The sequence below is a fragment of the Fictibacillus nanhaiensis genome (genome assembly GCF_023715445.1).
GTDB classification, from domain to species: domain Bacteria; phylum Bacillota; class Bacilli; order Bacillales; family Fictibacillaceae; genus Fictibacillus; species Fictibacillus nanhaiensis_D.
The window spans coordinates 57,528-81,952 of the sequence record NZ_JAMBOD010000001.1 but is presented as its reverse complement, the minus strand read 5'-3'; the positions used below and the strand labels follow the sequence as shown (position 1 = coordinate 81,952).

General features: G+C 37.0%; 28 protein-coding genes. 8 read left to right on the top strand and 20 right to left on the bottom strand.

Translation table 11 applies throughout. The annotated features are described in order from the left end of the window. Positions 1-47: 47 nt before the first annotated feature. The 3 genes from M3196_RS00520 to M3196_RS00510 all read right to left on the bottom strand — a co-directional run bounded on the left by M3196_RS00520 (position 48) and on the right by M3196_RS00510 (position 2,768). A complete protein-coding gene (locus tag M3196_RS00520; protein ID WP_251320314.1) occupies positions 48-599 on the bottom strand; it encodes a GNAT family N-acetyltransferase in 552 nt (183 codons plus the stop codon). Positions 600-659: 60 nt separating this feature from the next. Further along, entirely contained in the window at positions 660-1,160 is a 501-nt protein-coding gene (locus M3196_RS00515; RefSeq protein ID WP_251320313.1) for a metallophosphoesterase family protein, read from the bottom strand. A gap of 75 nt (positions 1,161-1,235) precedes the next feature. Beyond that, a complete protein-coding gene (locus tag M3196_RS00510; RefSeq protein ID WP_276531187.1) occupies positions 1,236-2,768 on the bottom strand; it encodes a DEAD/DEAH box helicase in 1,533 nt (510 codons plus the stop codon). 492 nt (positions 2,769-3,260) lie between these two features. Here M3196_RS00510 and M3196_RS00505 point away from each other — a divergent pair, with 492 nt between their 5' ends. Then, on the top strand, positions 3,261-4,670 hold the full coding sequence (locus M3196_RS00505) for a Na+/H+ antiporter NhaC family protein (RefSeq protein ID WP_251320312.1): 1,410 nt from the start codon (positions 3,261-3,263) through the stop codon (positions 4,668-4,670). An 11-nt stretch (positions 4,671-4,681) separates the two neighbouring features. On the opposite strand, the gene M3196_RS00500 is transcribed toward M3196_RS00505, so the two are convergent. Together M3196_RS00500 and asd are read right to left on the bottom strand one after the other, a co-directional pair. Next, positions 4,682-5,308 (bottom strand): uracil-DNA glycosylase family protein, encoded by a 627-nt coding sequence (locus tag M3196_RS00500; RefSeq protein ID WP_251320311.1) that lies wholly within the window; start codon positions 5,306-5,308, stop codon positions 4,682-4,684. A 50-nt stretch (positions 5,309-5,358) separates the two neighbouring features. Beyond that, entirely contained in the window at positions 5,359-6,216 is an 858-nt protein-coding gene (gene asd / locus M3196_RS00495) for an archaetidylserine decarboxylase (RefSeq protein WP_251320310.1), read from the bottom strand. Between the two features lie 148 nt (positions 6,217-6,364). Between asd and M3196_RS00490 the strand changes: the two genes are divergently transcribed. Then, positions 6,365-6,661 (top strand): HesB/YadR/YfhF family protein, encoded by a 297-nt coding sequence (locus tag M3196_RS00490; protein ID WP_251320309.1) that lies wholly within the window; start codon positions 6,365-6,367, stop codon positions 6,659-6,661. Between the two features lie 4 nt (positions 6,662-6,665). Here M3196_RS00490 and M3196_RS00485 read toward each other — a convergent pair whose 3' ends face one another. The 5 genes from M3196_RS00485 to M3196_RS00465 form a co-directional block, all read right to left on the bottom strand. Further along, positions 6,666-6,962, bottom strand: coding sequence for a hypothetical protein (locus tag M3196_RS00485; protein WP_251320308.1), 297 nt, complete (start codon positions 6,960-6,962; stop codon positions 6,666-6,668). Beyond that, positions 6,962-7,384: an acyl-CoA thioesterase gene (locus M3196_RS00480; protein ID WP_251320307.1), complete on the bottom strand. Its 423-nt coding sequence runs from the start codon at positions 7,382-7,384 to the stop codon at positions 6,962-6,964. The genes M3196_RS00485 and M3196_RS00480 overlap by 1 nt, the downstream gene beginning before the upstream one ends. 85 nt (positions 7,385-7,469) lie before the next feature. Continuing rightward, positions 7,470-7,706 carry a small acid-soluble spore protein Tlp gene (gene tlp, locus M3196_RS00475; protein ID WP_251320306.1) on the bottom strand — a complete coding sequence of 79 codons (237 nt, stop codon included), beginning with the start codon at positions 7,704-7,706 and terminating at the stop codon, positions 7,470-7,472. Between the two features lie 66 nt (positions 7,707-7,772). Continuing rightward, a complete protein-coding gene (locus M3196_RS00470) occupies positions 7,773-8,282 on the bottom strand; it encodes a hypothetical protein (RefSeq protein ID WP_251320305.1) in 510 nt (169 codons plus the stop codon). Positions 8,283-8,387: 105 nt separating this feature from the next. Continuing rightward, positions 8,388-8,531 carry an acid-soluble spore protein N gene (locus M3196_RS00465; protein WP_251320304.1) on the bottom strand — a complete coding sequence of 48 codons (144 nt, stop codon included), beginning with the start codon at positions 8,529-8,531 and terminating at the stop codon, positions 8,388-8,390. Positions 8,532-8,679: 148 nt separating this feature from the next. Between M3196_RS00465 and M3196_RS00460 the strand changes: the two genes are divergently transcribed. Beyond that, positions 8,680-8,808 carry an FbpB family small basic protein gene (locus M3196_RS00460; RefSeq protein ID WP_251320303.1) on the top strand — a complete coding sequence of 43 codons (129 nt, stop codon included), beginning with the start codon at positions 8,680-8,682 and terminating at the stop codon, positions 8,806-8,808. 41 nt (positions 8,809-8,849) lie between these two features. Here M3196_RS00460 and acnA read toward each other — a convergent pair whose 3' ends face one another. Continuing rightward, positions 8,850-11,576 carry an aconitate hydratase AcnA gene (acnA, locus tag M3196_RS00455; protein ID WP_251320302.1) on the bottom strand — a complete coding sequence of 909 codons (2,727 nt, stop codon included), beginning with the start codon at positions 11,574-11,576 and terminating at the stop codon, positions 8,850-8,852. 284 nt (positions 11,577-11,860) lie between these two features. Here acnA and M3196_RS00450 point away from each other — a divergent pair, with 284 nt between their 5' ends. Beyond that, complete coding sequence (locus M3196_RS00450) at positions 11,861-12,049, top strand: DUF378 domain-containing protein (RefSeq protein WP_251320301.1); 189 nt, start codon at positions 11,861-11,863, stop codon at positions 12,047-12,049. An 80-nt stretch (positions 12,050-12,129) separates the two neighbouring features. After that, complete coding sequence (gene sspO / locus M3196_RS00445; RefSeq protein ID WP_188402550.1) at positions 12,130-12,300, top strand: small acid-soluble spore protein O; 171 nt, start codon at positions 12,130-12,132, stop codon at positions 12,298-12,300. On the opposite strand, the gene M3196_RS00440 is transcribed toward sspO, so the two are convergent. Next, the gene (locus M3196_RS00440; protein ID WP_251320300.1) at positions 12,297-12,554 is read right to left on the bottom strand and encodes a hypothetical protein; all 258 of its coding nucleotides are present in this window, start codon (positions 12,552-12,554) and stop codon (positions 12,297-12,299) included. The genes sspO and M3196_RS00440 overlap by 4 nt on opposite strands. 77 nt (positions 12,555-12,631) lie before the next feature. Between M3196_RS00440 and M3196_RS00435 the strand changes: the two genes are divergently transcribed. Beyond that, the gene (locus M3196_RS00435; protein WP_251320299.1) at positions 12,632-12,772 is read left to right on the top strand and encodes a small acid-soluble spore protein P; all 141 of its coding nucleotides are present in this window, start codon (positions 12,632-12,634) and stop codon (positions 12,770-12,772) included. 78 nt (positions 12,773-12,850) lie between these two features. Here the strand turns inward: M3196_RS00435 and selA are convergent, their stop codons facing one another. After that, on the bottom strand, positions 12,851-14,233 hold the full coding sequence (selA, locus tag M3196_RS00430) for an L-seryl-tRNA(Sec) selenium transferase (RefSeq protein ID WP_251320298.1): 1,383 nt from the start codon (positions 14,231-14,233) through the stop codon (positions 12,851-12,853). A gap of 55 nt (positions 14,234-14,288) precedes the next feature. Continuing rightward, positions 14,289-14,525 carry an Rdx family protein gene (locus M3196_RS00425; RefSeq protein ID WP_338082915.1) on the bottom strand — a complete coding sequence of 79 codons (237 nt, stop codon included), beginning with the start codon at positions 14,523-14,525 and terminating at the stop codon, positions 14,289-14,291. Between the two features lie 93 nt (positions 14,526-14,618). Here M3196_RS00425 and selD point away from each other — a divergent pair, with 93 nt between their 5' ends. Beyond that, positions 14,619-15,674, top strand: coding sequence for a selenide, water dikinase SelD (selD, locus tag M3196_RS00420; RefSeq protein ID WP_251320297.1), 1,056 nt, complete (start codon positions 14,619-14,621; stop codon positions 15,672-15,674). Positions 15,675-15,698: 24 nt separating this feature from the next. Here the strand turns inward: selD and phnC are convergent, their stop codons facing one another. From phnC to selB, 5 genes are read right to left on the bottom strand one after another with little or no spacing between them, the layout of a single operon-like run. Further along, positions 15,699-16,436: a phosphonate ABC transporter ATP-binding protein gene (gene phnC / locus M3196_RS00415; protein WP_251320296.1), complete on the bottom strand. Its 738-nt coding sequence runs from the start codon at positions 16,434-16,436 to the stop codon at positions 15,699-15,701. Positions 16,437-16,444: 8 nt separating this feature from the next. Then, the gene (gene phnE / locus M3196_RS00410; protein WP_251320295.1) at positions 16,445-17,203 is read right to left on the bottom strand and encodes a phosphonate ABC transporter, permease protein PhnE; all 759 of its coding nucleotides are present in this window, start codon (positions 17,201-17,203) and stop codon (positions 16,445-16,447) included. 9 nt (positions 17,204-17,212) lie between these two features. Beyond that, the gene (gene phnD, locus M3196_RS00405; RefSeq protein ID WP_251320294.1) at positions 17,213-18,106 is read right to left on the bottom strand and encodes a phosphate/phosphite/phosphonate ABC transporter substrate-binding protein; all 894 of its coding nucleotides are present in this window, start codon (positions 18,104-18,106) and stop codon (positions 17,213-17,215) included. A gap of 13 nt (positions 18,107-18,119) precedes the next feature. Further along, positions 18,120-19,127: a glycosyltransferase gene (locus tag M3196_RS00400; RefSeq protein WP_251320293.1), complete on the bottom strand. Its 1,008-nt coding sequence runs from the start codon at positions 19,125-19,127 to the stop codon at positions 18,120-18,122. 3 nt (positions 19,128-19,130) lie between these two features. Continuing rightward, a complete protein-coding gene (selB, locus tag M3196_RS00395; RefSeq protein ID WP_251320292.1) occupies positions 19,131-21,020 on the bottom strand; it encodes a selenocysteine-specific translation elongation factor in 1,890 nt (629 codons plus the stop codon). Between the two features lie 714 nt (positions 21,021-21,734). Here selB and M3196_RS00390 point away from each other — a divergent pair. Next, positions 21,735-22,721, top strand: a complete 987-nt coding sequence (locus tag M3196_RS00390) for a tyrosine-type recombinase/integrase (protein WP_251320291.1) — start codon at positions 21,735-21,737, stop codon at positions 22,719-22,721. 31 nt (positions 22,722-22,752) lie between these two features. Here the strand turns inward: M3196_RS00390 and M3196_RS00385 are convergent, their stop codons facing one another. Next, complete coding sequence (locus M3196_RS00385) at positions 22,753-24,378, bottom strand: hypothetical protein (protein WP_251320290.1); 1,626 nt, start codon at positions 24,376-24,378, stop codon at positions 22,753-22,755. Between the last annotated feature and the right edge of the window lie 47 nt (positions 24,379-24,425).

Genomic DNA, 24,425 nt, shown 5'->3' with positions numbered 1-24,425 from the left:
GATTTCACCATTGTTTATCATTATGAACACGCATAATCGTTAAAATGTCACATTTCCTGAACCGTTTCAAAAAAATAAGCCATAAAGATTTCATCTTCAAATTGCCCATCGATAATCACTTGATTCTTTTGTATTCCTTCTATTATGAATCCCACTTTCTCGTATACCTTTACTGCTTTCTCATTTCCGGAAAATACAGTCAGCCATAATTTATGTAGGTTGTTGCTTTGTCCCCAGCTCAAAGTATATTTCATGACCTCTTTACCTATTCCCAGCCCTTGACTGTCGGGATGAATCCATGTCCTGAAAATACCTGTATGTTTTTTCATTTGAAGTTCGCCTTTTAAAACTCTGGCGATTCCAACGACTTTTCCGCTTCTTTCAACAGCAGTATACATATTCCCTTTACTTTTTACTTCATTTATAAATTGAACTTCTTCTTGTAATGAATGTGGTTCTTCTTTTTGCAAATACCTGCCTGCTTTAACAATCGTCTCGACGTGTCTGATTATATCCTCTGCATCTTTTTCTTCAACCGGCCGTAAAAGGATTTCTTCTCCATTTTTAGCCTTAAATAAAAAATGGCCCCCACTCTGCATCCTGATATTCCTCCATTCTCAATATTTTCTTATTATGTCACTTAAAAATACTGTCATTCATTAAGAAAAATAGGAATGGTTTATTTCAAATCCACTGGAATCAATGGTGAGAATACCATATGAAAATTGTTTTTCCCTTCGCTTATCGGTAGGTGAGCCGGGATTAAATAATAGGACACCATTACGCTTTTCTTTGTATGGCATATGGGAGTGTCCAAAAACGATGAGATCCACTTCATCCTCACAACAAGCTCTAAAGGCTCTGTCCGGTGTTGATTTTCCTTTACCAAGATGCCCATGAACAATAGCGACCTTTATTTTCTCAATTTCAACAATCTTTTTTTCTGGAAGCTCTATAGCCCAATTATCTGTTTCTATATTTCCCTTTACTCCGTGTACGGGTGCCCATCGAACTAACTCATCATAAACCGCTCTTTCAGTCCAGTCACCTGCATGAATGATGTAATCTACACCATCTTTAAGTATAGAAAGAACAGGATCAGGAAGTGCACTCCCCTTTTTCGGCATATGAGTATCAGAAAGAATCAGCACTTTTTTCATCAGATTTCCCCTTTTCATCATATAAAAAAAGCAAAGGGATCTATTTTGCAGGTCCCCTTGCTTTTCATTCAATATTTAGCCTCTGTTTTTAAAATCTTCGCGAACGCGTTTTTGTGAACGGTATGACTGGTCACGTCCTCCGCTTCGGCTTCCGCCTTCACGAGATCCGCTTCTTTCACCTTTTGAGAATCCAGAACGACGGTCTCTTCCGCCTCCACCTTCTCTTTTGCCTCCAGAACCAGAACGTCTGCGGTCAGAGAAACGATTGTTTGGACGGCGCTTTTTAACAGATAAAGGCGGCTCGTCTGTTAAGTTGATCGGAGTAGTATCAGGCTCTTTTGTAAGAAGTTTTAAAGCAGCTGCTAAAAGCGTAACAGAATCATTCTCTTCCAATAATTCAACTGCTGTTTGCTTATAACCGCTAAAGTTATCTTCTTCAACAACTTCCATCAACTTTTCAAGTGTAATCTGCTGTTGTCCTTCCATTGCTTCAGAAACTGAAGGAATCACTCGTTTAACCATTTTACGATTAGTGATTTTTTCAATCGTATATAAGTGATCGATCTCACGTGGAGTAATAAACGTTAATGCATAACCTGTTTTCCCTGCACGTCCAGTACGTCCAATACGGTGAACGTAGCTTTCAGGATCTTGAGGGATATCAAAGTTATATACATGAGATACACCAGAGATATCAAGACCGCGTGCTGCTACGTCTGTAGCAACAAGTACTTCGATCGTATTGTTTTTAAATGCACGCAATACTTTATCACGTTTTGCTTGAGGAAGATCACCATGGATACCTTCAGCTGAATATCCACGTTTACTCAACGCTTCAGATAGTTCATCTACACGACGCTTCGTACGTCCGAAAACGATCGCAAGCTCTGGAGAGTGAATGTCCATGAAGCGGCAAAGCGCATCAAATTTTTGACGTTCTTTCACTTCAACATATTCTTGTTCAATGTTCTTAACTGTCATTTCAGAAGCTTTTACTTTAATAAGTAAAACATCTTTCATGAATTTTGCAGCAAGATTTTGAATTTGTTTCGGCATTGTAGCTGAGAAAAGCATCGTGTGGCGTTCAGTCGGAACGTTTTCTAAGATCTTTTCGATATCTTCAACAAACCCCATGTTCAGCATTTCATCAGCTTCATCCAATACTACTGTATGAACACTGTCCAGCTTCAATGTTTTTCTGTTGATATGGTCTTGAACTCGTCCTGGCGTTCCCACTACGATATGAGGACCATTTTTTAATGCTTTAATTTGACGGACAATGGATTGTCCGCCGTAAATCGGCAGTGTTTTAATTCCTTTAAATTGTCCGATTTTATTTAATTCTTCTGCTACTTGGACAGCCAATTCTCTAGTAGGTGCTAAAACGATCCCTTGCACGAATCTTGATTTTGTGTCCATTTTTTCGATTAGCGGAATACCGAAAGCAGCTGTCTTACCAGTTCCGGTCTGTGCCTGACCAATTAAGTCAGTTCCCTTTAAAGCTGTTGGGATGGTGTCACGCTGAATCGGTGTCGCTTCCTCAAATCCCATATTGTTGATGGATTGAAGCAACTCGGGACTTAGTCCCAATTCTTGAAATGTTGTCAATGTTCTATCTCCTTTTCTTGACGAAAAAGGTTTTTACGATAACCTCGTGGACCTGACATGAAAATAATCTTTTAAGAGCTGTCAGCCAATTTGTTTTCAAAATACATCATGATTTGCACATAAAATAACATTTCCGTGGTTTTTTTGTTTACTGGAAATGCTTAGCCATGTGAATATGCGTAAAAATTAAAAGTTAATAGTTACAAGGCTATCCGTAATTCAAACTTGTTCCGTCCATATATATTCCGTTGTTAAACTTATCACGTAACCATAATAAATGCAACTCTTTCCATTATAGGAAGCATTGAATTATTTTACGGATAATTATTTAAATTACTTGTGTTTAATGGATAACGGTACTATTTTATCCAAAGCAACTCGAGTTGAAACATAAAAATTGATCCATAAAAAGGGTATTCATTACATCTGCAGAATAATTTTTTGAAACCATCACACGCTAACGTTATGACTCCTATGAAAGAAGGACCTTATATGGAAAACAATTGGGTTTCAGTCATACCGTTCTTAGTTGTTATACCCATCGCCATAAAAACTAAACAAGTGTTACCCGGATTGATTGCCGGACTTTTAACCGGTTCATATCTGCTGCAGCCCACATTTGTAGGCGGTCTTGAAAAGATGGTTCAATTTCTGGTAAAAGGACTTATAGACCCTAAAAATATAAAAATTTTAGTATTTTTATATGCTTTTTCCGGATTGATTTCGATGATTAAACTATCAGGCGGCATCCGCGGATTTGTAGAAGAAGCATCCAATAGGATTCAAACGAAAAAAGGCGCACTCTTTTTAACTTATGCCTCTACAATCGGAACATTTGCAGCACCCAGTTTCAGATTTGTAACGATTGCCCCGATTATGAGAGCTTTATTAAAAAAGGTGAAAATGTCGACACAGGAACTTGGTTTTGTTATCGAAACAACTGCGACTCCTATCATTGTATTAATTCCAATCGCAACAGCTTTTGTTGGTTACATGACATCGATCGTGGATATCTCTTTAAAGAATGAAAATTTAGGCGGAGATCCTTACACTTTGTTTATTCAAAGCATCCCTTATAACTTCTTTTCATTCGTCATGATTATTGTTGGGGTTTATTTAAGTTTTTTTCACCATTCAAAATCAACCGAAGAGAGTGATCCGAATGCAGTTGGTGAAAAGGAAGAAGATGATTGGCATAATTGTGATCCAGCCGTTGGGAGAGATCTTCCCAACAAACCATGGAACTTAATCATTCCATTAATATTAGTTGTATCTCTCACCCTTCTTCTTACCTGGTGGGACGGTTATAAAGAAACGGGAGGATTTCTAAAGGCATTTATTTCTGCAGATGTAATGGATGCCATGCTTATTGCACTCCTGTTTACTTCCATTTTTACATTTCTCTTTTTAAGATTTCAACATATGAAAACAGGAGATTTACTAAACGGTTTTATATTTGGCGGAAATGAACTAATGAGTGTTATCGTCCTGCTTGCAGTGGTTTGGGGGTTATCTTCTGTTACCGAAGAGCTTGGGTTTTCAGCCTTCGTTACTAGCTATGCGGGCTGGATACCTGCTTCGGTTATTGTTCCGCTTCTATTTTTATTCGGAAGTGCGGTTTCGTATTTTATTGGTTCAGCATGGGGCACATGGGGGATCCTAATGCCTCTTGGGGTTTCTATGGCAGGGGTTGCAGACGTTTCCCTTCCTCTTGTAATTGGCGCTGTATTTGCGAGCGGCACATTTGGAGCTTTTGCTTCTCCTCTCAGTGACGATACGAACACAATTGCGCGCATATTGAACTTGTCAGTCATCAAATATGCCCGTTATAAACTAAAACCCGCTCTGATTGCTGCCGGAATTACGGCAGTCATGTACGGAGTAACAGTATTCTTTTTTTGAACCTCCTGAATTTAGGAGGTTCGTTTTTTTCCTTGGTTCCTGACATTTTGGATAACGTCTTTATATCGTTCTCTTGCCCAGGAATTATAAGAGGGATGCGGCACACCCGTAATTATATTTAGCTTGTCTTTTATGGCTATTTGATTTACATACTTTTCAGCGAATTTTCCGCACGGTACGATAATGGTATCTTCTTCTATTGCTTTTAGCAGCCTGTTTTGAAAATCATTGATCAACAACTCATGAAAAATCGCTTTATTATCGTCTTTAAATGTATTCGCTGTACTCCGTCTGACCGCTTCTGCAATTTCGAGTTCCCTTTCGTAAATACGGACAAATTCAGCATCAGGATAGGCTGTTTTTTGAAGTGGGAAAGGACAAACATTAACGATTCCGTAAATGGCCTGTTTTTTATCTTCCGCAAGTTGTTTTAAATACTTACCCATTGGAAGGATATCTTCTTTCAAAAAAAGTTCTTTAGCCATCGATCTCCCTGAGAGTCCTGCAAGAGGAACTCCCGCTTTTAGTTCTTCTTTATGAGGGGATTCTAAAATAAAAATAATCATTGAATGACTAATAATATCATCTACATTAAAGCGTACTTTTGCTTCGTCAAAAAATTCTCTAATCTTAAGCATTTCTTTCTTCTCCTTATCATAATAAAAATCCGGCAAACAATGTCTGCCGGTTATATGGTAGCTGAATATTTTTTTTGTTTGGAAGAAGCAGGATGTTTCCCAATAATTTCACCCATGCGTACAGACTTTCCGACTGCAAGAGAATCGTCAAATGAAAAATCCTTATCTTCAAACAACAATATTACTGTTGAGCCGAACTCGAAGTGACCAATTTCGTCCCCTTTATCGTACGTAACAGGTGAAACTTTCGATTTCATGATTTTCTTCCATTTGCGGACTTTGTCATCATATTTAACCTTTACACTTCCGACAATAAAAGCACCAACTTTTACGATCGCGAGCTTGCCAAAGTCTGTATCAGCAAACGTTACAACACGTTCATTCTTAGTGAAGAGGCCTTTAACATGATTAACACCAATATCATTTACCGGAAACAGACGTCCTGGAATATAAGTCGAACTATAAACTTCGCCTTTTACAGGCATGTGGATACGATGATAATCTTTAGGGCTTAAATATATGGTTATGAAGTGACCACTTTCGAAATCGATATTATCTTCATCTGCCAGCAGTTTTTGTACAGGATACGATATTCCTTTTGCTTGAATAATCGTTCCCTTTTCTATACGTCCCATCTGCGTAACAAGCCCATCAACGGGTGAAATCGCTTCAGATTCTTCACCGCAAATCGGTCTTGCATTACTTTTAAGTTTTCTTGAGAAGAACTCAGTTAGATGGGCATACTCATGAATGGGTTTCTCGATTTCAGATAAATTAATATTAAAATGTTTTGCGTACTGTTTCACGTAGCGCTTACTTAGCTTTGAACGTCCTGCTTTACCGACGATTGATGAAATTTTATTTTGCGGCAATAAGGTTAAAACCAACCTTGCAACTTTTTGTTTCATTTAATTTCCCCTTTATATTGTAAATCGGAGCTATATCATTTATTATAACCATTTTAACATAGAAGAAAAGGCATTTTAATTGTTTATTAAATAAGCATATGTCACAATAGCACCAACTAAAATTAAGCAATCATAAGGAGTGTTTCATTTGAAAATTCACATGAGCGAAGAAACAGCAGCATTCATCATAAAAGACCTTCAAGCAGTTCCAGGTAATAAAATTCGTTTTTTTGTCCGTCTAGGAGGCTGCAGTACAGTTCAAGATGGTTTTTCCTTAGGAATTAACAAAGACACTCCAAAACATCCAACATCTGTATTAGAACTAAAAGATCATCAATTCTTTATTGAAGATGAGGATGAGTGGTTCTTTGATCAAAGTGATTTAACTGTATCCGTTGAAAACGATGAAATTAAATATGAATTTAAACTCAATGAAAATAAATAGCTGATTATAAGAACTTTTGAAGCTCTTCAATCCTGCCTTCCTGTTCCATTATTGTTCTTTGCTTATCCCCGATCAGATCAAAGTGGGGATAAGTAGCCCTTTCATGAATCCACTCTGCTTTCAACCCATATTTACTTCCCCATAAAATTAATTTTTGCAGATTACTGCAGCCCACTTTTGTAACACTCTTCTTATCTGGAAAACGTGAATCAAACCAAAAGTGAGTAATAAAAGCGATCTGACCTGCCTCAACGTCGGTTTTCCATTTTGTAAGCTGAGATCTTTTAATACCAAACGCCATTATTGTCCACTGCTCGCTTTCACATAGGCATCATGCCACTTCGGAAAATACTTTTTTATGGAGATAGGACGGAAGTTTTCTTTCTTCACACAAACATGAGTAGAGTGGCCAGTTACGCATAACTCCTGATTTTCGTTAAAGATCTCGTAAGCATATACAACTTTTATCCCTGTATATTCTTTTATTGCCGTTTTGATACTTGCCTGCTGTCCATATGTTAATGGTCTTTTATAAGAAGCCTGAATGTCGGTTACAGGAGAAAGGATCCCTTGTGCCTCCATGTCAGCATATTTAAATCCAAGCGATTCAATAAGTTTTGTTCTGCCGATCTCAAACCATACTAGATAGTTTGCATGGTATACAACACCCATCTGATCGGTTTCTGCGTATCTGACGTCAACGGCTGTTTCTATAAAATTCATTTGTATTAAGTCCACCCTTTTGATCTTTTTCTTTTCACTTTATTAGAAAACGCAAAAAAAGACCAGCAAAATGCCGGCCTTTTAATTATTGGAGCTCATTGCCTTCTCTATAAGCTTTTTCTTCTTGAATCTCAATCTGGAACTGTTCGATCGATTCTTGCCTATGCTGATTCTTCTCTTTAATCTGCTCTTTTTGGCTGGCAGTTAAATTCATGTTATCAGCTGTCTCATTAGCTTCTTGAATGTTTTGTTGTGTATTCTCAACCATTTGCTCTAAGCGCTCTACGTTATTGCTTCGGTCGTCTCTGTTTGGTTTTTGCATGGTGTATTCTCCTTTGTGTTTGAATTGAATTCACCATAGTGTTTGCAAAAAACTGAATAACTTATTCTAATTTTTTTGAAGCAATATCGGACTCATGTTCTCAATACTGCTTTTACAAAGATCAGTTAGATACTTCCAATACTCAATAACACTTTCATCGTCCGAGTTCTTCATCGTAATTTCAAGCCAGGCAAGCTCTTCAGCAAGTCTGATAGAGGAACCGATCCAGTATTTTTTATTCTTAACCGTGATTTGAAATGGTTCTTCAAATCGGAATGGCAAATAAAACCCTTCCGTATTTGGATGAAGGATGATGTGCTGATAAACAGTTCCTTTTGTAAGCTTTGCATAAAATAAAAATACTCCATCATTTTTTGCCGCAGCTTTTTTTAGCTTTTCTAACGTTTCAACATTTCCTAATTCCATGGTTGTAACTTCTTTATCCCAGTTCAATTCTTCACGAAATGGCACAAGATGCCCTAATCTTTGCATTTCAATTTCTAGCTGCCGGTATAAGTAATCCTGATCATCTTTATTTTGTGATACAGGTAATGGTTTGACAGATGCCGTAATCAAACGTACCCCTCCTAATTCTTTCACTACATACATTTTTTCGACAAAATCTTTAATATATGGGAGTCCATGTGAAAATTAGAAGAGGTAATATTTACATTTTTATTTTTATTTACCTTTTGGAGGAACATAATCAGCATGATCATTTGTTTTATTTGCCATTTTCTTTCCGTTGTTGCTATCTACATCTCGCGGCTGAGTGTCTATGTGATTTGGTACAAAATCTTGTGGAAAGCGTTTTGGATTACTCAAAGGTCCTAACCCCCTTTCGTCTTCTTTACTTTTCCTTTAATTAAATTTCTCTATTCATCATTGCTTTCGAAGATTTTTTCTCGAAATTGATTATTCTGACTTTTATAAGGCAATATTGGTAATAATCTTATTACTTGAGGTGTATCTTATGAGAAAAAACAGAAAAATGAGTTTTCGTGAACTTGTAAATGAAAACAGACGGCAGCTTTTAAAGGATGAATCCTATCTTGAAAAGCTTGAAAAAAAGCTGGATGAAAAACATACGAGAAATGGCTAAAAAAAAATCCCTTGCCAACAATGGCAAAGGATTTTTTTATATTAATTTTGTGTTTGAGAAGAATGTGCCAGTTTATTACGAAGTACCATTGGTAGGATTCCGCCATGACGATAGTATTCAATCTCAACTTCACTATCGAAACGTGCAACAACTTCAAACGACTTTTCAGTTCCGTCTTCGAAAACAGCTGTTACTTTTACAAGGTCACGAGGTTTAACTGTTTCATCAACTTGAACAGTGAAAGACTCTTTGCCTGTTAAACCAAATGTTTCAGCGCTTTCTCCATCCTTGAATTGAAGAGGAAGAACACCCATTAGTACTAAGTTACTGCGGTGTATACGCTCGAAACTCTCAGCAAGTACGGTTTGAATACCCAGTAAAGTTGTACCTTTCGCAGCCCAGTCACGGGATGATCCCATACCGTAATCTTTTCCTGCGATAACCATCAGGCCAGTGCCATTCTCTTTGTATTTCATTGCAGCGTCATAGATGCTCATTACTTCGTTAGTTGGCCAGTAAGTCGTCCAACCGCCTTCTGTGCCTGGAGCAACAGCGTTACGAATACGAATGTTTGCAAACGTTCCGCGCATCATTACTTCATGGTTTCCGCGTCTTGATCCATAAGAGTTAAAGTCACGCGGCTCAACACCATTTTTAATTAAATATCTTCCTGCTGGAGTATCTTTACCAATTGCACCCGCTGGAGAAATGTGATCTGTTGTTACAGAATCACCAAACTTAGCAATTAGCTTCAGATCTTTAAGAGGTTGAATCTCTTTAAGTTCTGCAGAAAGTTCTTCAAAGAATGGAGGGTTTTGAATGTAAGTTGAAGCAGTATCAAAACCATATAGCTGATCTGCAGAAGTCTTCAATTCATTCCAACGCTCGTTCTCATCGAATACTCTTTCGTATTCTTTCTTGAACAATTCAGGAGTAACTGCTTTTTGCATTGCTTCATTAATTTCCTCTGCAGTCGGCCAGATGTCCTTAAAGTAAACCTCGTTGCCTTCTTTATCTGTTCCGAAAGAATCAGATTGAAGATTGAAGTTCACTGTCCCTGCAAGTGCATATGCCACTACTAATGGTGGTGAAGCTAAGTAGTTTGCTTTTACAAGCGGATGGATACGACCTTCAAAGTTTCTGTTACCAGAAAGAACAGATGTTACTGTTAAATCATTTTTAGCGATTGCATTTTCAACTTCAAGAGCTAATGGCCCTGAGTTACCGATACATGTCGTACAGCCGTAACCTACAAGGTTAAATCCAAGCTGATCCATGTAGCTCATCAAACCTGCTTCTTCTAAATAGCGGGTAACAACTTTAGATCCTGGTGCTAATGATGTTTTCACATATCCAGGAACTTTCAATCCTTTTTCCACTGCTTTCTTAGCAACTAATCCTGCACCTAACATAACGTAAGGGTTAGATGTATTTGTACAGCTCGTTATTGCTGCGATCGCAACAGCACCTGTTTTCATTGTAGAAGTTTCATTATTAGGGTGCTTAACAACCACTTCTTTATTGATCTCATCTGGAGTTAATCCAAAACCTGCATTTCCTTGAGGAGCAACAAGTGCTTTGTTAAAGCTGTCTTTCATTTGAGATAACGGAATCAAATCTTGTGGACGTTTAGGTCCGGACAAGTTTGATTCGATCTCGGAAAGATTGATTTCAACCACATCCGTAAATTCCGGATCTGCATCACCTGCAGTATAGAACAATCCGTTCTCCTTGCAATAAGCTTCAACTAGCTGGATTTGTTCTTCCGTTCTGCCAGTTAGTCTCAGATAGTTAAGAGCTTCCTCGTCTACTGGGAAGAATCCGCAAGTAGCTCCATATTCAGGAGCCATGTTAGAAACCGTTGCACGGTCAGCAAGAGGCATCTCTGCAAGTCCAGGACCAAAGAATTCCACGAACTTCCCTACCACTTTCTTTTCCCGCAATACTTGCGTTACTTTAAGGGCAAGGTCTGTTGCTGTTGTTCCGTTTGGAAGGGTACCTGTAAGTTTTACCCCGATAACTTCTGGAACCGGGAAGTAAGAAGGCTGTCCTAACATACCAGCTTCTGCTTCAATTCCGCCAACACCCCATCCAAGTACACCAAGACCATTGATCATGGTTGTATGAGAGTCAGTACCTACTAGTGAATCAGGGAAAGCAACTGTTTCACCTTCTGATTCGCTTGTAAGTACAACTGGTGCTAAGTATTCTAAGTTAACTTGGTGAACGATACCTGTTGCAGGAGGTACTGCACGGTAGTTATCAAACGCAGATTGAGCCCAGCTTAAAAGCTTATAACGCTCTTCGTTGCGGGCAAATTCAAGATTCATGTTGAAAGCAAGAGAATCTTCAGTTCCTGCTTTATCAACTTGTACAGAGTGGTCAACTACAAGATCAACTGGAATTTCAGGGTTAATCTGTGAAGGATCTCCACCCATGTCTTTCATTGCTTTACGAAGTGATGCCAAGTCAACTACAGCTGGCACCCCAGTAAAGTCTTGAAGGATTACACGTGAAGGCTTAAAAGGAACATCAATATCTTTCAGTTCACTTGTACCCCACTTAGCAAGGTTTTCAACGTGCTCTTTGTTAATTACTTTTCCATCGTACTGTCTCAATACTGATTCCAATAATACTTTTACAGAGTAGGGCAACTTAGATACGTTACCGATTCCCGCTTCTTCTAACGCTCCTAAACGGTAATAGCTGTACTCTTTACCGTTAACATCAAAAGTAGAACGGGCATTAAATACATCATTATTTTTCATGTTCCACTCTCTCCCTTCAGTAACAATCATACACGATTATGAGAAAAATTGTCGAAAAAATGTGCTCAATTCCCTAGTAAATCACATAAAAACTTTTTTTCCCTCTATTATCATATGTAAAACCCTTTCATAAGTAAAATAGTTAATCGTTATCAATCGACATAAGTTTTACTTATGAAAGGGTTAGCACCTTTGTCTTGTTTATACATATATTGAATTATGCAATACCATTTGTTTTATTTTTTCCTTTACTTTTATGCCGTAATAAGATTGGAGGGAATAGGATGGATTGGTTAAAAAAATTAGCAGCATTCCTTGTTTTAATCGGCGCTTTAAACTGGGGACTCATCGGTCTTTTTAATTTAAACCTTGTAGCAGAAGTTTTTGGAAGCGCTACCACGGTTACAAAAGTTATCTACAGCCTGGTCGGCTTATCAGGTTTATGGATGCTTTTATCAAAATATAAATCGTGAATATGTGAAGCACTCCTTTTTTTGGAGTGCTTCTTCTTTTTTTATTTGGTAAACACTAAGAAAACGGAGGTGATTTTATCATGGGGAGAAATAAAGCAAACCATATTCGTCCCGGCATGAACGCCGCTAAAGCTCAAGGCAAAGGTGCTGGATACGAAACCGAATTTGGAAACGAAGCTCTGACATTGCCAAATGAAAAACTGAGTGAAGCTGAACGCCAAAACAATAAGAAGACAAAAAAACGCCATTAAGGTTTTGGAAATTGGCTTTGAAGCTGTTCAAGCTCATTTAAGTAATTCTTCAATTGTGCATTCTGATGTTCAGATGCTGTTTCTAATGCATTCTCAATCTGTTGGCGGGCTTTTTCGTGTTCCGTCATGAAATGGGAATAAAAAACACCATATTCACTATTTGAAGAATTTAACTGCTTTGATACTTCAATTGCATGATGATATCCCTGCTCTGCTGCCTGGTATGCTTGCTGCTTATCTTTATGATATGGCATAATAACCTTCCTTTTTTGGTTTGATATACCTTTAAGCTTCCATTTTAAAAAATAATTATTCAAAAGGAGGCAATTTTATGGGAGAACGCAACACATTCAAAGATATTAGAAAAAATGCCCCTAAAGGCGAAAACCCTGGACAGCCTGCTCCGATGAGCGGATCTAAAAAAGTTAAACAGAGAAACCATACAAGACAAAATCATGGTGATGGAAGTTAACCTTATATAAAACAAAAAGGCTGTCCACTTAAGGGCAGCCCTTGTATTTGGCATAATCTTCTATTAAAGGCTAAATCCTTATGCAGTAACGGAATTTATGGCTTCAATTAGAATCTTTTCTTCATCATCAGTTACTGTTCTTAAATCCAGTAGTACTTCATCATCTTTAATTCTAACAATAATGGGTACTTCATGATCTCTAAAATGTTTTGCTAAATAAGCAGCGCCTTTTTCATGCTTCAGGGCAAGACAATAGGTTGGTAATTGTACATCTGGCATCGTCCCTCCACCTACTTGAGAAAACTCCTCCAAAATGTTCATGGACAAATGAGGTTCATCTTCAATCTTCCTCATTAATGTATAAACTTTTATTTTAATCTCATCTGAAGTTTTTAGAATATCCCTCACTGTCGGTATGGATAAAAAGTCTTCATTTAGATAGGCAGTTAAAGTCTCATTCAGTGCAGCTATCGTAAATTTATCAACACGCAACACACGTGCCAGCTGGTGCATCTTTAAAATATCTATGTATTTCTTTTTACCTGCGATAATCCCCGCTTGAGGTCCGCCTAGCAATTTATCCCCACTGAAGGATACTAAATCGATTCCATCTTTAATAACTGAAGAAATCAAAGGTTCCTCACCAATTCCACCCTTTTGGAATGGATATAGTGCACCGCTTCCCAAATCCTCATACATAATAACATGTGGAGTTGCTTTTTTTAGACGCATCAATTCTGATGATGATACACCTTTAGTAAAACCAATTATTTTAAAGTTGCTCGTATGTACTTTTAAAAACATTCCTGTATTTTCATTTATCGCTTTTTCATAATCCGCTAGATGCGTTTTATTCGTGGTTCCAACTTCTTTTAAGATGGCTCCGCTTTCTTCCATTATAGAAGACACTCGAAAAGACCCGCCAATCTCGACCAGCTCTCCTCTGGAAACGATAACTTCTTTATTTTTCGCAAGTGCTTTTAAAACAAGATAGACTGCTGCCGCATTATTATTAACAACAATTGCAGCTTCAGCTCCAGTTACCCGTTTAATTAATTCTTCAGTCAGATCATGTCTGGATCCTCTTTTTCCTTTTTCGAGGTTGTACTCCAGATTAGAGTACATCTGAGCTGTCTGAGTCATTCTTTCAACTGCTTTTTCACTGAGTCTTGAACGCCCTAGATTGGTATGGATTACTACACCGCTTGCATTTATAACGGTACGAATCTGATTATAGGAACTCACTAATTTTTTTCTGGCAGTTTCTTTTATAAGTTTTTGAAGGTCAGCATTCAAGTCAATGGTATTGGATCCGGATAAAATATTGTTTCGCCAATAACCCACAGCTTCCTGAACAGCACGCGTGATTTCTTTTTCAGGTTTACCATTCATTTCAAGACTGATTTCTTTAACAACTTCATGAACAGCGGGAAGCTGCCTTAAAAGGTCTGATTTTGCCAAATGAAACTCCTCCTAAAAGGCTTAAACAGAAATCCTTAAAGGAGGATCGATCCATTTAAGCTTTCAATTTTTCTAGTTCTTGAATAATCCAATCATGATCCGGAAATTCACCGGTTTCTTTTTTAGAATAAATATTGCTGCCATTCACATTTACTTCAAACACACCGCCTGAACTAGGAATAAGCTCAAGAGATGGAATTTGTGAACGGAAATGGCTGAAAAGGTCCTCCGCGAGACTCGCGGCTTTTGGTGCAAAGTTTCACATCATGCAAAATTCGATCGTTAGCTTCATGATACAACCTCCTTTTTTAAGACTATTTTAGTATATCCTTAGGCAATAAACAAAAAAATTGTTTATACTACATGTAGGAGGTGCGTTTTCCAAATGACGAGCAAAGATAAAGTACGACTTACCCACCTGTCATCAAAAGGAGGCTGAGGATGCAAAATTGGTCCTGAAGACCTGGCGCAAGTTTTGCGCCATTTACCAGAACGAGAATACGATCCTAACCTGTTAGTTGGTTTGGATACATCAGATGATGCAGGTGTTTATAAACTGACAGAAGACCTGGCAATGATTCAGACAGTTGATTTTTTCACCCCGATCGTTGACGATCCATACATGTTTGGCCAGATTGCAGCAGCAAATTCGCTGAGTGATGTATATGCGATGGGCGGCAGACCAACAACCGTAATGAATATTGTGGGCTTTCCAATTGCTGTTCTGGGTCACGATGTGCTGGCTGAAATTCTTAAAGGGGCTGCAGACAAAGTAAAAGAATCCGGTGCTGTGCTTGTAGGCGGGCATTCAATCGATGATGCTGAGCCTAAGTTTGGTTTATCTGTAACTGGGCTGGTACATCCTTCAAAAGTATTCAAAAATGTGGGTGCAAAGCCTGGGGATGCGCTTGTTTTAACAAAACAGATCGGTGTTGGAATCCAGACCACTGCTATTAAAAAAGACAAACTCACTCCGGAACAGCTCCAGCTTGTGAGTGATACAATGGCAGAATTAAATAAAACAGCAGCAGAATGCCTGGAAGGATTTTCACCTAATGCAGTTACTGATGTTACAGGCTTTGGTTTGCTTGGACATGCTGCTGAAATGGCAAAAGGGACCGGCAATATTACCATACACGTTAATTTTGATGATGTACCTTTACTCCCTGGTACAAAAGAACTGGCTAAAGAAGGCATTGTACCTGGAGGCTCAAAAGCTAATCATCGATGGATCAAAGAAGATGTAAAATACGGTGATCATCTAGAACAATGGCAGCAGCATATCTTATGTGATGCAGTAACTTCCGGAGGACTTTTGGTCAGTATGCCTAAAGAGGAAGCAGAAGAATATATCAAAAGGCTTCATGATAAAGGCAGACAACACGCAAGCATTGTCGGACGAGTTACAGAATTGAATGATAAGCCTATCATGGCTAACTAAAAAAACTCCGGGTACGGAGTTTTTTTAGTGATTATAGATTTCTGAATAAACTTTTTCGTCAAACTTATCGGGTGTGTCATCAAAAACGAGATTACCTTTTTTAAAAGCAATGATTCGAGTTGCATATTTTTTTGCAAGTACAACATCATGAACATTAATAATGGATACTAAGTTTCGTTCAATATGTGTTTCCTTTAACAGAGTAAATATCCTCTCTGCCGTACCAGGGTCTAAGCTTGCTACGGGTTCATCTCCTAGAAACACTTTAGGATTCTGAATGAGTGCCCGAGCGATTGCTACCCTTTGCTTTTGTCCCCCACTCAAATTCTCTACTCTTCTTGTAGGCTCAACGGTTAGTTCAACCTGTTTAATCGCCTCTAAAGCAGACTTTCTTTCATTTGGATTAAATAACCCAAGGAGATTTTCGTAAGATTTTTTATACCCAAACAATCCAGTTAATATGTTTTGAACAACGCTCATTCTTGGTATTAAGTTAAAGTGCTGAAAGATCATACCTGTTTTACGGCGGATTTCTAAATTCTCCTTAGGGGTCATCTCGGATAAGGATTTTCCATCCCATTTTACATTTCCTTCTGAAACCGGCTGCAAACCGTTAATACAACGGATGAAAGTCGATTTCCCAGCACCGCTTCTCCCTAAAACACAGACGAATTCTCCCTGTTCAAAACCAATGCTTACATTTTTTATGGCAGGTTCTTCAGTACCAGGATATAAAACTGATACATTTTCGAATTTAATCATCTTACCACCTAAATAACCTTTTCCCGTATTTTTCCGCCAATATAGTCCACCAATATAACCATGAGCATGATTAACAGAACATCTACAGACACAAGCTGATATTGAAACGTTTTAAAATGGATAAATAATTGCTGCCCGATTCCGCCTCCTCCGATCAAACCTAAGATAAGCGAAGTTCGAATAGCAACTTCGAACCGGTAAAAAAATTGAGACAGAACATTCGGCCAGATTTGGGGAATTATCGCAAACAGATTTCCGATCCAGCTTTTAGCTCCAACAGCTGACATCGCTTCTATCGGACCATTGTCAGCCGCCTCAATCAGTTCGGATATTAATTTCCCCAATACCCCTATGTTATGAAGCACAATTGCAATTACTGCTGGAAATGGCCCCAGACCTAATGTGGTTAACAAGATTAATCCAAAAACAAATTCAGGCACCGATCTTAAAAAACTGAGATAGAAGCGGGTTATGGCGTAAATGATACGATGACCGCTTGTATTCCGTGCTGCCAGAAAGCTTAAAGGAAGCGCAATGATTAGACCAAATAAACTTCCTAAAAAAGCAATAGATATTGTCAGTAGACTTTCTGTAAATAAATATGGAAGACTTTCCGTATTCATAGGAAACCATTTTGATAGAAAGTCTGCCATATTTTCAAAGTCCCGAAATTTTGAGAAATCAAATTCTGTCAGTCTCATACTGTAAGCTGCAAGTACAGCTATGAAGAGAAAGACAAAGAACTGTCTCCTTTTAAACCAAACCATTATTCCCCTCTATTCTTTAATCATACCTTCTTTTATTGCAGCCTTGCGAATACTTTCATAATCTTTGTTATCCGCTTTCGTAAAGCCAGTTGCCCCGAATGCATCAAGAATTTCTTTATCTTTGATCCCTAAGAAAATATCTTGAAGCTGTTTAATCGTTTCTTTGTCTGTATTTTTTGCTACAGCCCAAGGATATTGAAACAGTTTTTCAGACTTCCATATTACTTTGAACTGCTTGCCGTCAATCGATCCCTCTTCAACAAGCTTGTCAAAAATAGCGCTGTCGATTGCCCCTACATCTACTTGTTTGTTTTGCACGGCCAGTGCAGTTGCATCATGAGAACCGGTAAATCTGACATTGTTAAAATCATTTTCTGATTCACTCTGATAAACACCTTCATCTTTCAGTTTTATCCCAGGAATTAAAGAACCAGACGTTGATGATGGATCACCAAAAGCAAACTTCACATTTTTTACATCTTTAATCATATCTTCAATACTTTCATACTTGCTGTCTTTGTGGGAAATTAAGTATGAATAATAAAAGGGTTCACCTTTAATTAGCTGGGTTACGATGGCTTTTGCCCCGCTTTCCTCATGAGCCACAACATATGTAAGAGGACCGAAATAGGCCATATCTATTTTTTCATAGTTCATCGCTTCAACTACACCATTATAATCAGGATAGGAAGTTATTTTTACTTCACGATCCATTTTTTCGCTTAAAACATTTTGAAGCTTATCAAGTGCACCCTTCATCTCGCCTTCTGTTTGTGCTGGAATCACTCCGATTGTAAATACTTCATCTTTATTGTTCGCGCCTTTTTCCTTTTGCTCTTCCTTTGTACCGCACGCAGCTAATATCATTGCCAGTACTGCAAACAGTAGTGTTATTTTTTTCATTTTATTCTCTCCTTTATTGTGAATACAAAGTAATGTATGATTTTATCTCTTGTTCAATTGTGTGATTTTCTCTTACGGTCTTATACCCGTTATTTATTAGTTTTTGAGAAAAAGCTTTATCTGATACTAGTTGTTTCAAAGAATCATACAATTCATTGATGTCACGAAAAATCAATCCGTTCACTCTATGCTTTATTATACTTAAATTACCATCGTTTTCTTTTGCTGCTACGGGTCTCTTTTCAATCATGGCTTCCAACAAGGATGTAGGCTGACCTTCTGAAATGGAAGTATTTATTACTACGTCAGCCCAATTGTAAACTGCTTTCATCTTCGATAGATCAACCTCTTCCATATAATGAACCCAATGATAGCAATTAACTGCTCGTTGAACTTGATCATAAACATTCTTATCTAGGTTTGCACCTAAAATGAGAAATGCGATATCCGGATAATCAACTCTTAATCTGTTAATAGCCGGAAGTGCATAAAGTACATCTTTAACAGGGCGCAGTCCAGCAGGGAGTAATATTTTTGGATATCCAAAAGGAAGCTTGAGATTGGATCCATCCTTTTCAGGTAAATAAACGCTTTGGGGTATAACATGTATTAAATCGTCTGAAAATCCAAAGTCATTGACTAGGGATTCTTTTGCCTGATCTGTGAAAACTGTAACCGCTTTTGCTTTAGTTAATAAAGAGACATAAGTTTGTGCGTTCTCTTTTATCGAGTGGTTAATATCAGTCCCGCCTGATGTGATAATATATGGTTTGTTTAAGGTAACGCTATGGTTTAAAGACCATCTTGCAAAACGTGCAAATTGCAGGATATGAATGACATCAGCGGTTTTCATTTGCTGCTGCACCTCTGGAGTAAATTCCTCTTCTTCATACGCATAAACAAAAACTTCAATGTTTTCTTTAACTAAACCATGCTCAATTCTTCTTGCTGTTGTTGAATTTCCGCGATTTTGATGATAATACGGAGTGAAAAAAAATACCTGTAATTCACAATCATTCAATCCTTACACCCATTTCCTTAAATTAGCATCTCTCACAGTATACCCTTTTGAATCCATACATTCCAAAATCGGTATCAAAAACTTCCTTGAAGTATTAAGAACCGTTTTCGCTTCTTGTACACTAAAACTAGGATCTGTATGATTTTTTAATCGGTTAACTGCAGATTCAAAAACATTCTTACTTATTAAAATGTCATCCTGCAAAACAAGAGCTTTTTCATTTTTGATTAAGTAATATTTAAAATCACTGTACAGATCTTCAGGCAATTGCTGATTTTGATAGATCGTAAATAATTCTTCAGGTTCAAGATCTTTTTCTTCAAGAATATGAATGGCTTGGGACATCCGCTTTTCCCATTTTTTCGGGAAGTGCGGTGTAAAAGCAGGCAAATGAATAAATTGGTCTGTCAGTCTGATAGCTGAATACTCCACCATCATCTCAATAAGTCCATTAATTACTTTTTGATGAAGTTCACCTTTTAAAGACTGTACAACCTCTGCTTTAGGAATACCTTGACGCAAAGGATGTTGTTCATGAAAGGCAGCCAGCTTCTTGATTAGTTCACGTTCTAAATGTCTGAATGTTGTTTCTGCCATATAAAACTCGTTTATAAGATAAACAGCCTTCTCATGTATAAGCTCTTGCAGAACCTCATCTAATGTATGATTACCTATTCCTGTCAGCTTCTTTAGTTCTCCGGCCATTAAAGAACCATTTTTTTGCAATGTTTGTATAACCCGCTCACCAGGAGTGCCTTTATATTTTTCTTGAAGCATCTGCACGGTTTGTATACCGAACTTATAACGCGATGCGTTTGGATCAATAACTTCACCGCCTCCTATCGTCTCTTCAGGAGAAGGACGTCTAATAATAAAACGGTCACCACGTTTTGCGACAATTGCTTCATTCAACCGTACCTGGCAAAAAACCAGATCCGAAGAGCCCTCAAGGTCATTTCGGTCAAAGAATATTAGTTTCCCCATAACTTCAGCTGTTCCCGTATAAAATTTCACTGAACTCCTCTGTTTTAGCTTCCCAGACCATTCTTTGCCGGTTGTTAATACAATATCAATCGTTTCAGTTACCGTAAAAACGTCTGGTGTCAGCAGGACATGACCTCTTTTCCAATCAAGCTTTGAACCGCCGGAAAGGTTTATCGCTGCCCTTTGACCAGCTTTTGCGTTATGAACGTTTTCTTTATGGACTTGCAGTTTACGGACTTTCACTTTTTCGCTGCCAGGCTGAATTTCAAGCTCATCACCTTCATGAACCTCTCCCTCGTAAACAGTTCCTCTTACCACTGTTCCTTGCCCTTTAACCGAAAAAATATGGTCGATGGGCATACGGAATGGTCCAATCGCCGATCTTGTTTCTGTGTCTTCTAACTGCTTTGCGATTGATTTTTTTAACTGATCAATACCATTCATTGAAACACTGTCCACGTAATGGACAGGGAACGATTGAAATACCGAATCTTTAGTAAGCTCAAGTATATCCTCTTCGATGAGCAGTTTCATTTCATCATCGACCAAATCAGATTTTGTAACAACAATCATGCCTTTATGTATTTTTAAAAAGGACAATATCTCGAAGTGTTCTTTTGTTTGCGGCATAACACCTTCATCAGCAGCAATCACCAATAATACGAGATCAATACCCGCTACCCCGGCTATCATCTGACGAATGAGTCTCTCATGACCCGGAACATCTACGATTGATGTATGAATCTTTTCAGTTAACGGAAAAGGAGCAAATCCGGGCTCGATTGTAATCCTGCGGGCTTTTTCTTCTTTTAAGGTATCTGTATCAACACCGCTCAGCGCTTTTGTCAGGGTTGTTTTTCCATGATCGATATGACCAGCCATACCAATCGTGTAAAAGTTTATAGTCATTTGTTTATACCACCTATAAGAAAATACTCTTTTTCACTTTATGAAAACATCTCCTAAAATACAAGATTTATGACTCGTTTAACTCCATAGTACCAAAGGCCATTGGTCAAACAAAATTATTTCCCAAGTTTTTATGCACGGGTGTATAAATATTCACTTATGGATACACACAGGTTATCCACAAGAAAAGTTATTCACAGTTGTCCACAGGTTAAACTGTTATAGCGTGTATTACCTTCTGTTATACCGTTCAATCTGTTATAGTCTAAAACGCAATCTGTATCACTTTAGTTTTAAATTTGGTTTCCAAATTATCTATTATCACTATTTAAAGAAAATCACAAACTGAAAAAATACTTATGACTCCCTTCCCCTATTGCTTATATTTTGCTAAACTTCGTGCAATGTACTTGGATTTTAAAATTTAATAGTCTATACTAGTCATTGTGAATAATTGATACACTCATGAATTTATTCACCTTCATGGGGCCAGATGTGTAGCTGGTGCTTGCCTGGGTCTTCAAAACCTTTTGGGAGGCGCGTGCCTGATTTAGCCCATGAAATAAGGATTTTTCAACTTTTCTAATGTAAACAATCACTAGGTCTTATATCGGTTTTTATAATGGTTCATTTGGGACCTACCTGATAAAACCTTGTGCATATATTCTTAATCCAAAGTAACTTTCTACTATTAAAATGTAGGAGGTTTTTTTAATGTCCAAAAACTTGTTCAACACTCGTAAGACAAAAAGAAAAGGTATAAGGAATACCAACTCCCCTACCCCACGACATAATTTTTTTGAAGACCTGACCCTCAAAGAAATGTTCCAGAGATTCATGAATTACAAAAAAACTGAAAGCCTCACCAGGACAACGATCAATGACTATCATATCCATTTCGGTTACCTACTCGATTATCTTGATGGAGATTTATATAGAGAAGAAATAACTTTGGAGGTTTTTCGAGGATACATTGGTCACATGTTACACGACAAAGGTTTATCTCCTGTAACTGCTAATGTCAGAATCAGAACTATGAGAGCATTTATTAGATACTGTTTCTTAGAAGGTTACATTGAGGAAGCTATTCACGATCGATTCAAACCAGTAAAAACTCAAGAAGATACTTTGGAATCCTTCTCCCCTACCGAAGTAAAACTACTAATGTCTGTTATTGATGAGTCAACTTATGTTGGTTTTCGGGACAAAGTGATGATGCTTGTTATGTTAGACACTATGGTTCGTGCTTCCGAATTATTAGCAATTAGAAGATCAAACGTTGATCTGAAAGCTGGAGAGATAAAATTAGAACCTCACGAAACAAAAACTAAGCGCGCAAGGATTGTTCCACTTTCTTTGAAATCAATTAAACTACTCGAAGAATACCTCGTTGAAACTGAAGATTTTGGTGAGGAAACTTTATTCCTTACTTATGATGGAAGGCCGATTGCGGGAAACACTTGGAGAAAGCGATTAATGGAGTTAGGAGATTTTGCAGGTATAATAAACAAAAGAGTTTCACCACACACTTTTAGGCATACAGGAGCACTCTTCTATATACTTAATGGAGGCGATCCTTTTAGTTTGCAGAAGATTTTAGGCCATACGGATATGAGCATGGTAAGAAAGTATATTCAGATGACTAATTCTGATGTAAAGAGACAACACAATTCGTATTCTCCTTTAAGAAATATTTTGTAATAAAAAATACCCCTGTGTAACTTAACAGGGGTTACTCATTTTTGTAAAATTTCATTATCCACTTTTTTAAATTTATGAACTTAAAAATTAAGATGATTATTATTGTAAATAGAGTTACAGTTGAAGCATATGAAATCAGTAACTTCGATGTGGTATTAATCTTATTGTTAAATATTATATCCCAAGCTGGAACAACTAAGTCTTTTGAGAATGACACTGCCCCTAATAACCCAAATATGATAGTAATCAAAATACCTATCTTCTGATAAAAATCTTGTTTAATTATGTTATTACGTTCTTTTTTAATTTCAAATAATTGATGTGATCTTTCTTTAAGATCATTAATACCCAGTTCACTTTCGGCAAAATCAAACATTTTCCTTGTTTCTCCAAATTTAAATAACTCTTTTTTAAAAATATATTCAATTTCAAGTAAATACAATCTGTTATCAATAATATCTTCTACTTTTATATTTTCTAAAAACACAGAGGAATCGAATAGTTTTCTACTAATTATGAAATAATAATTGATCATTTCTATTTGGATTTGCTTATCATAAATTAAATGCCCATTGTTAGGGTCAGAAAATTTGCTATCTATAGCTAATCCCTTTTTACTCATTATAGATAAAGCAACTGCTTCATTGAAATAAAAAAAATAATCATTAAATGCTCTTAGATTTTTAATAGATTCATTTTCCATATAGCCATTTATTGTTGTTCTGGTTAAGATTTTTTTGAAATCTATAAATTGAGCTTCACTTATACTACTTGTATCTGCTGGCATATCTTCAAAATCAATCAAATGAATTACCGGCATGCCCTTCCATGTCTGACTGCAAGTAATTTTTTCTTGACTTTTGAAAGGCTTATCATTTTTCATGTTTAGACAAAAAAGGATACAATCTATGATGCCATCAAATAAATCTTTTGTATTATATTCTGTTGTTGAAGTTGGTAATTTAGTAACTCGGAATTTAAATTCATCACTACTCTCAACAGAATCACTAATAACCTTTTCTTTAAGTAACGAAAATGCTTTTAATTGTTTTACTGAATTCTTTTTATAAAACTTATAACCGAATTCTTTTGCCAACTGAATAAAAAAGAATCCGCTCGGTATCCAAACATCTTTAAATGAATGGTTAAAGAGATTAACATATTTATTTATAAAATTGTCTATATGTATTATTTCTTTTCCATTTCCAATTCTTCTAAATATAACTTGTACGATCCCATTTTTATATATCTTTATTTGTGGATAAAAAGATATTACTACTTCACCTTCTTGTAAATAAATTGGTGCGAGATAAACCCTTATATGGTCAAACAAATCATTATACATATAATCACGAAATAATAGATTCTCGTGAAACTTCATTTTTACTGCTTGATATAAATACTCTAATTGACCATCCGTAATAATGGATTGATCCGGTATTGTAAAAGAGTAACTTTGAAAATCTCCTTTTATTTTTGGATCGTAAGATATAACTCTATCTTCATTCACCCAAAATACCATATTATCAGGAGAATGAAATATCAACTCCCCAAGTCCTGTTTGAAGAATATTATCTTTTAATTTTATCAGATCAATATTATCTGTATTTAAATATGTTGAAAAGTTATACCAAACATCAAATTTATTTATTATCATTTTACCCACCTAAAAACCATATATTAGTTATTTATAAATATCTAACG

Bases quoted from the DNA above. Each gene is read 5' to 3' on its own strand.
- M3196_RS00520 (WP_251320314.1), bottom strand. From the start codon at position 599: ATGCAGAGTGGGGGCCATTTTTTATTTAAGGCTAAAAATGGAGAAGAA.
- M3196_RS00515 (WP_251320313.1), bottom strand. From the start codon at position 1,160: ATGAAAAAAGTGCTGATTCTTTCTGATACTCATATGCCGAAAAAGGGG.
- M3196_RS00505 (WP_251320312.1), top strand. From the start codon at position 3,261: ATGGAAAACAATTGGGTTTCAGTCATACCGTTCTTAGTTGTTATACCC.
- M3196_RS00500 (WP_251320311.1), bottom strand. From the start codon at position 5,308: ATGCTTAAGATTAGAGAATTTTTTGACGAAGCAAAAGTACGCTTTAAT.
- asd (WP_251320310.1), bottom strand. From the start codon at position 6,216: ATGAAACAAAAAGTTGCAAGGTTGGTTTTAACCTTATTGCCGCAAAAT.
- M3196_RS00485 (WP_251320308.1), bottom strand. From the start codon at position 6,962: ATGGCGTTTGGTATTAAAAGATCTCAGCTTACAAAATGGAAAACCGAC.
- M3196_RS00480 (WP_251320307.1), bottom strand. From the start codon at position 7,384: ATGAATTTTATAGAAACAGCCGTTGACGTCAGATACGCAGAAACCGAT.
- tlp (WP_251320306.1), bottom strand. From the start codon at position 7,706: ATGCAAAAACCAAACAGAGACGACCGAAGCAATAACGTAGAGCGCTTA.
- M3196_RS00460 (WP_251320303.1), top strand. From the start codon at position 8,680: ATGAGAAAAAACAGAAAAATGAGTTTTCGTGAACTTGTAAATGAAAAC.
- acnA (WP_251320302.1), bottom strand. From the start codon at position 11,576: ATGAAAAATAATGATGTATTTAATGCCCGTTCTACTTTTGATGTTAAC.
- M3196_RS00450 (WP_251320301.1), top strand. From the start codon at position 11,861: ATGGATTGGTTAAAAAAATTAGCAGCATTCCTTGTTTTAATCGGCGCT.
- sspO (WP_188402550.1), top strand. From the start codon at position 12,130: ATGGGGAGAAATAAAGCAAACCATATTCGTCCCGGCATGAACGCCGCT.
- M3196_RS00440 (WP_251320300.1), bottom strand. From the start codon at position 12,554: ATGCCATATCATAAAGATAAGCAGCAAGCATACCAGGCAGCAGAGCAG.
- M3196_RS00435 (WP_251320299.1), top strand. From the start codon at position 12,632: ATGGGAGAACGCAACACATTCAAAGATATTAGAAAAAATGCCCCTAAA.
- phnC (WP_251320296.1), bottom strand. From the start codon at position 16,436: ATGATTAAATTCGAAAATGTATCAGTTTTATATCCTGGTACTGAAGAA.
- phnE (WP_251320295.1), bottom strand. From the start codon at position 17,203: ATGGTTTGGTTTAAAAGGAGACAGTTCTTTGTCTTTCTCTTCATAGCT.
- phnD (WP_251320294.1), bottom strand. From the start codon at position 18,106: ATGAAAAAAATAACACTACTGTTTGCAGTACTGGCAATGATATTAGCT.
- selB (WP_251320292.1), bottom strand. From the start codon at position 21,020: ATGACTATAAACTTTTACACGATTGGTATGGCTGGTCATATCGATCAT.
- M3196_RS00390 (WP_251320291.1), top strand. From the start codon at position 21,735: ATGTCCAAAAACTTGTTCAACACTCGTAAGACAAAAAGAAAAGGTATA.
- M3196_RS00385 (WP_251320290.1), bottom strand. From the start codon at position 24,378: ATGATAATAAATAAATTTGATGTTTGGTATAACTTTTCAACATATTTA.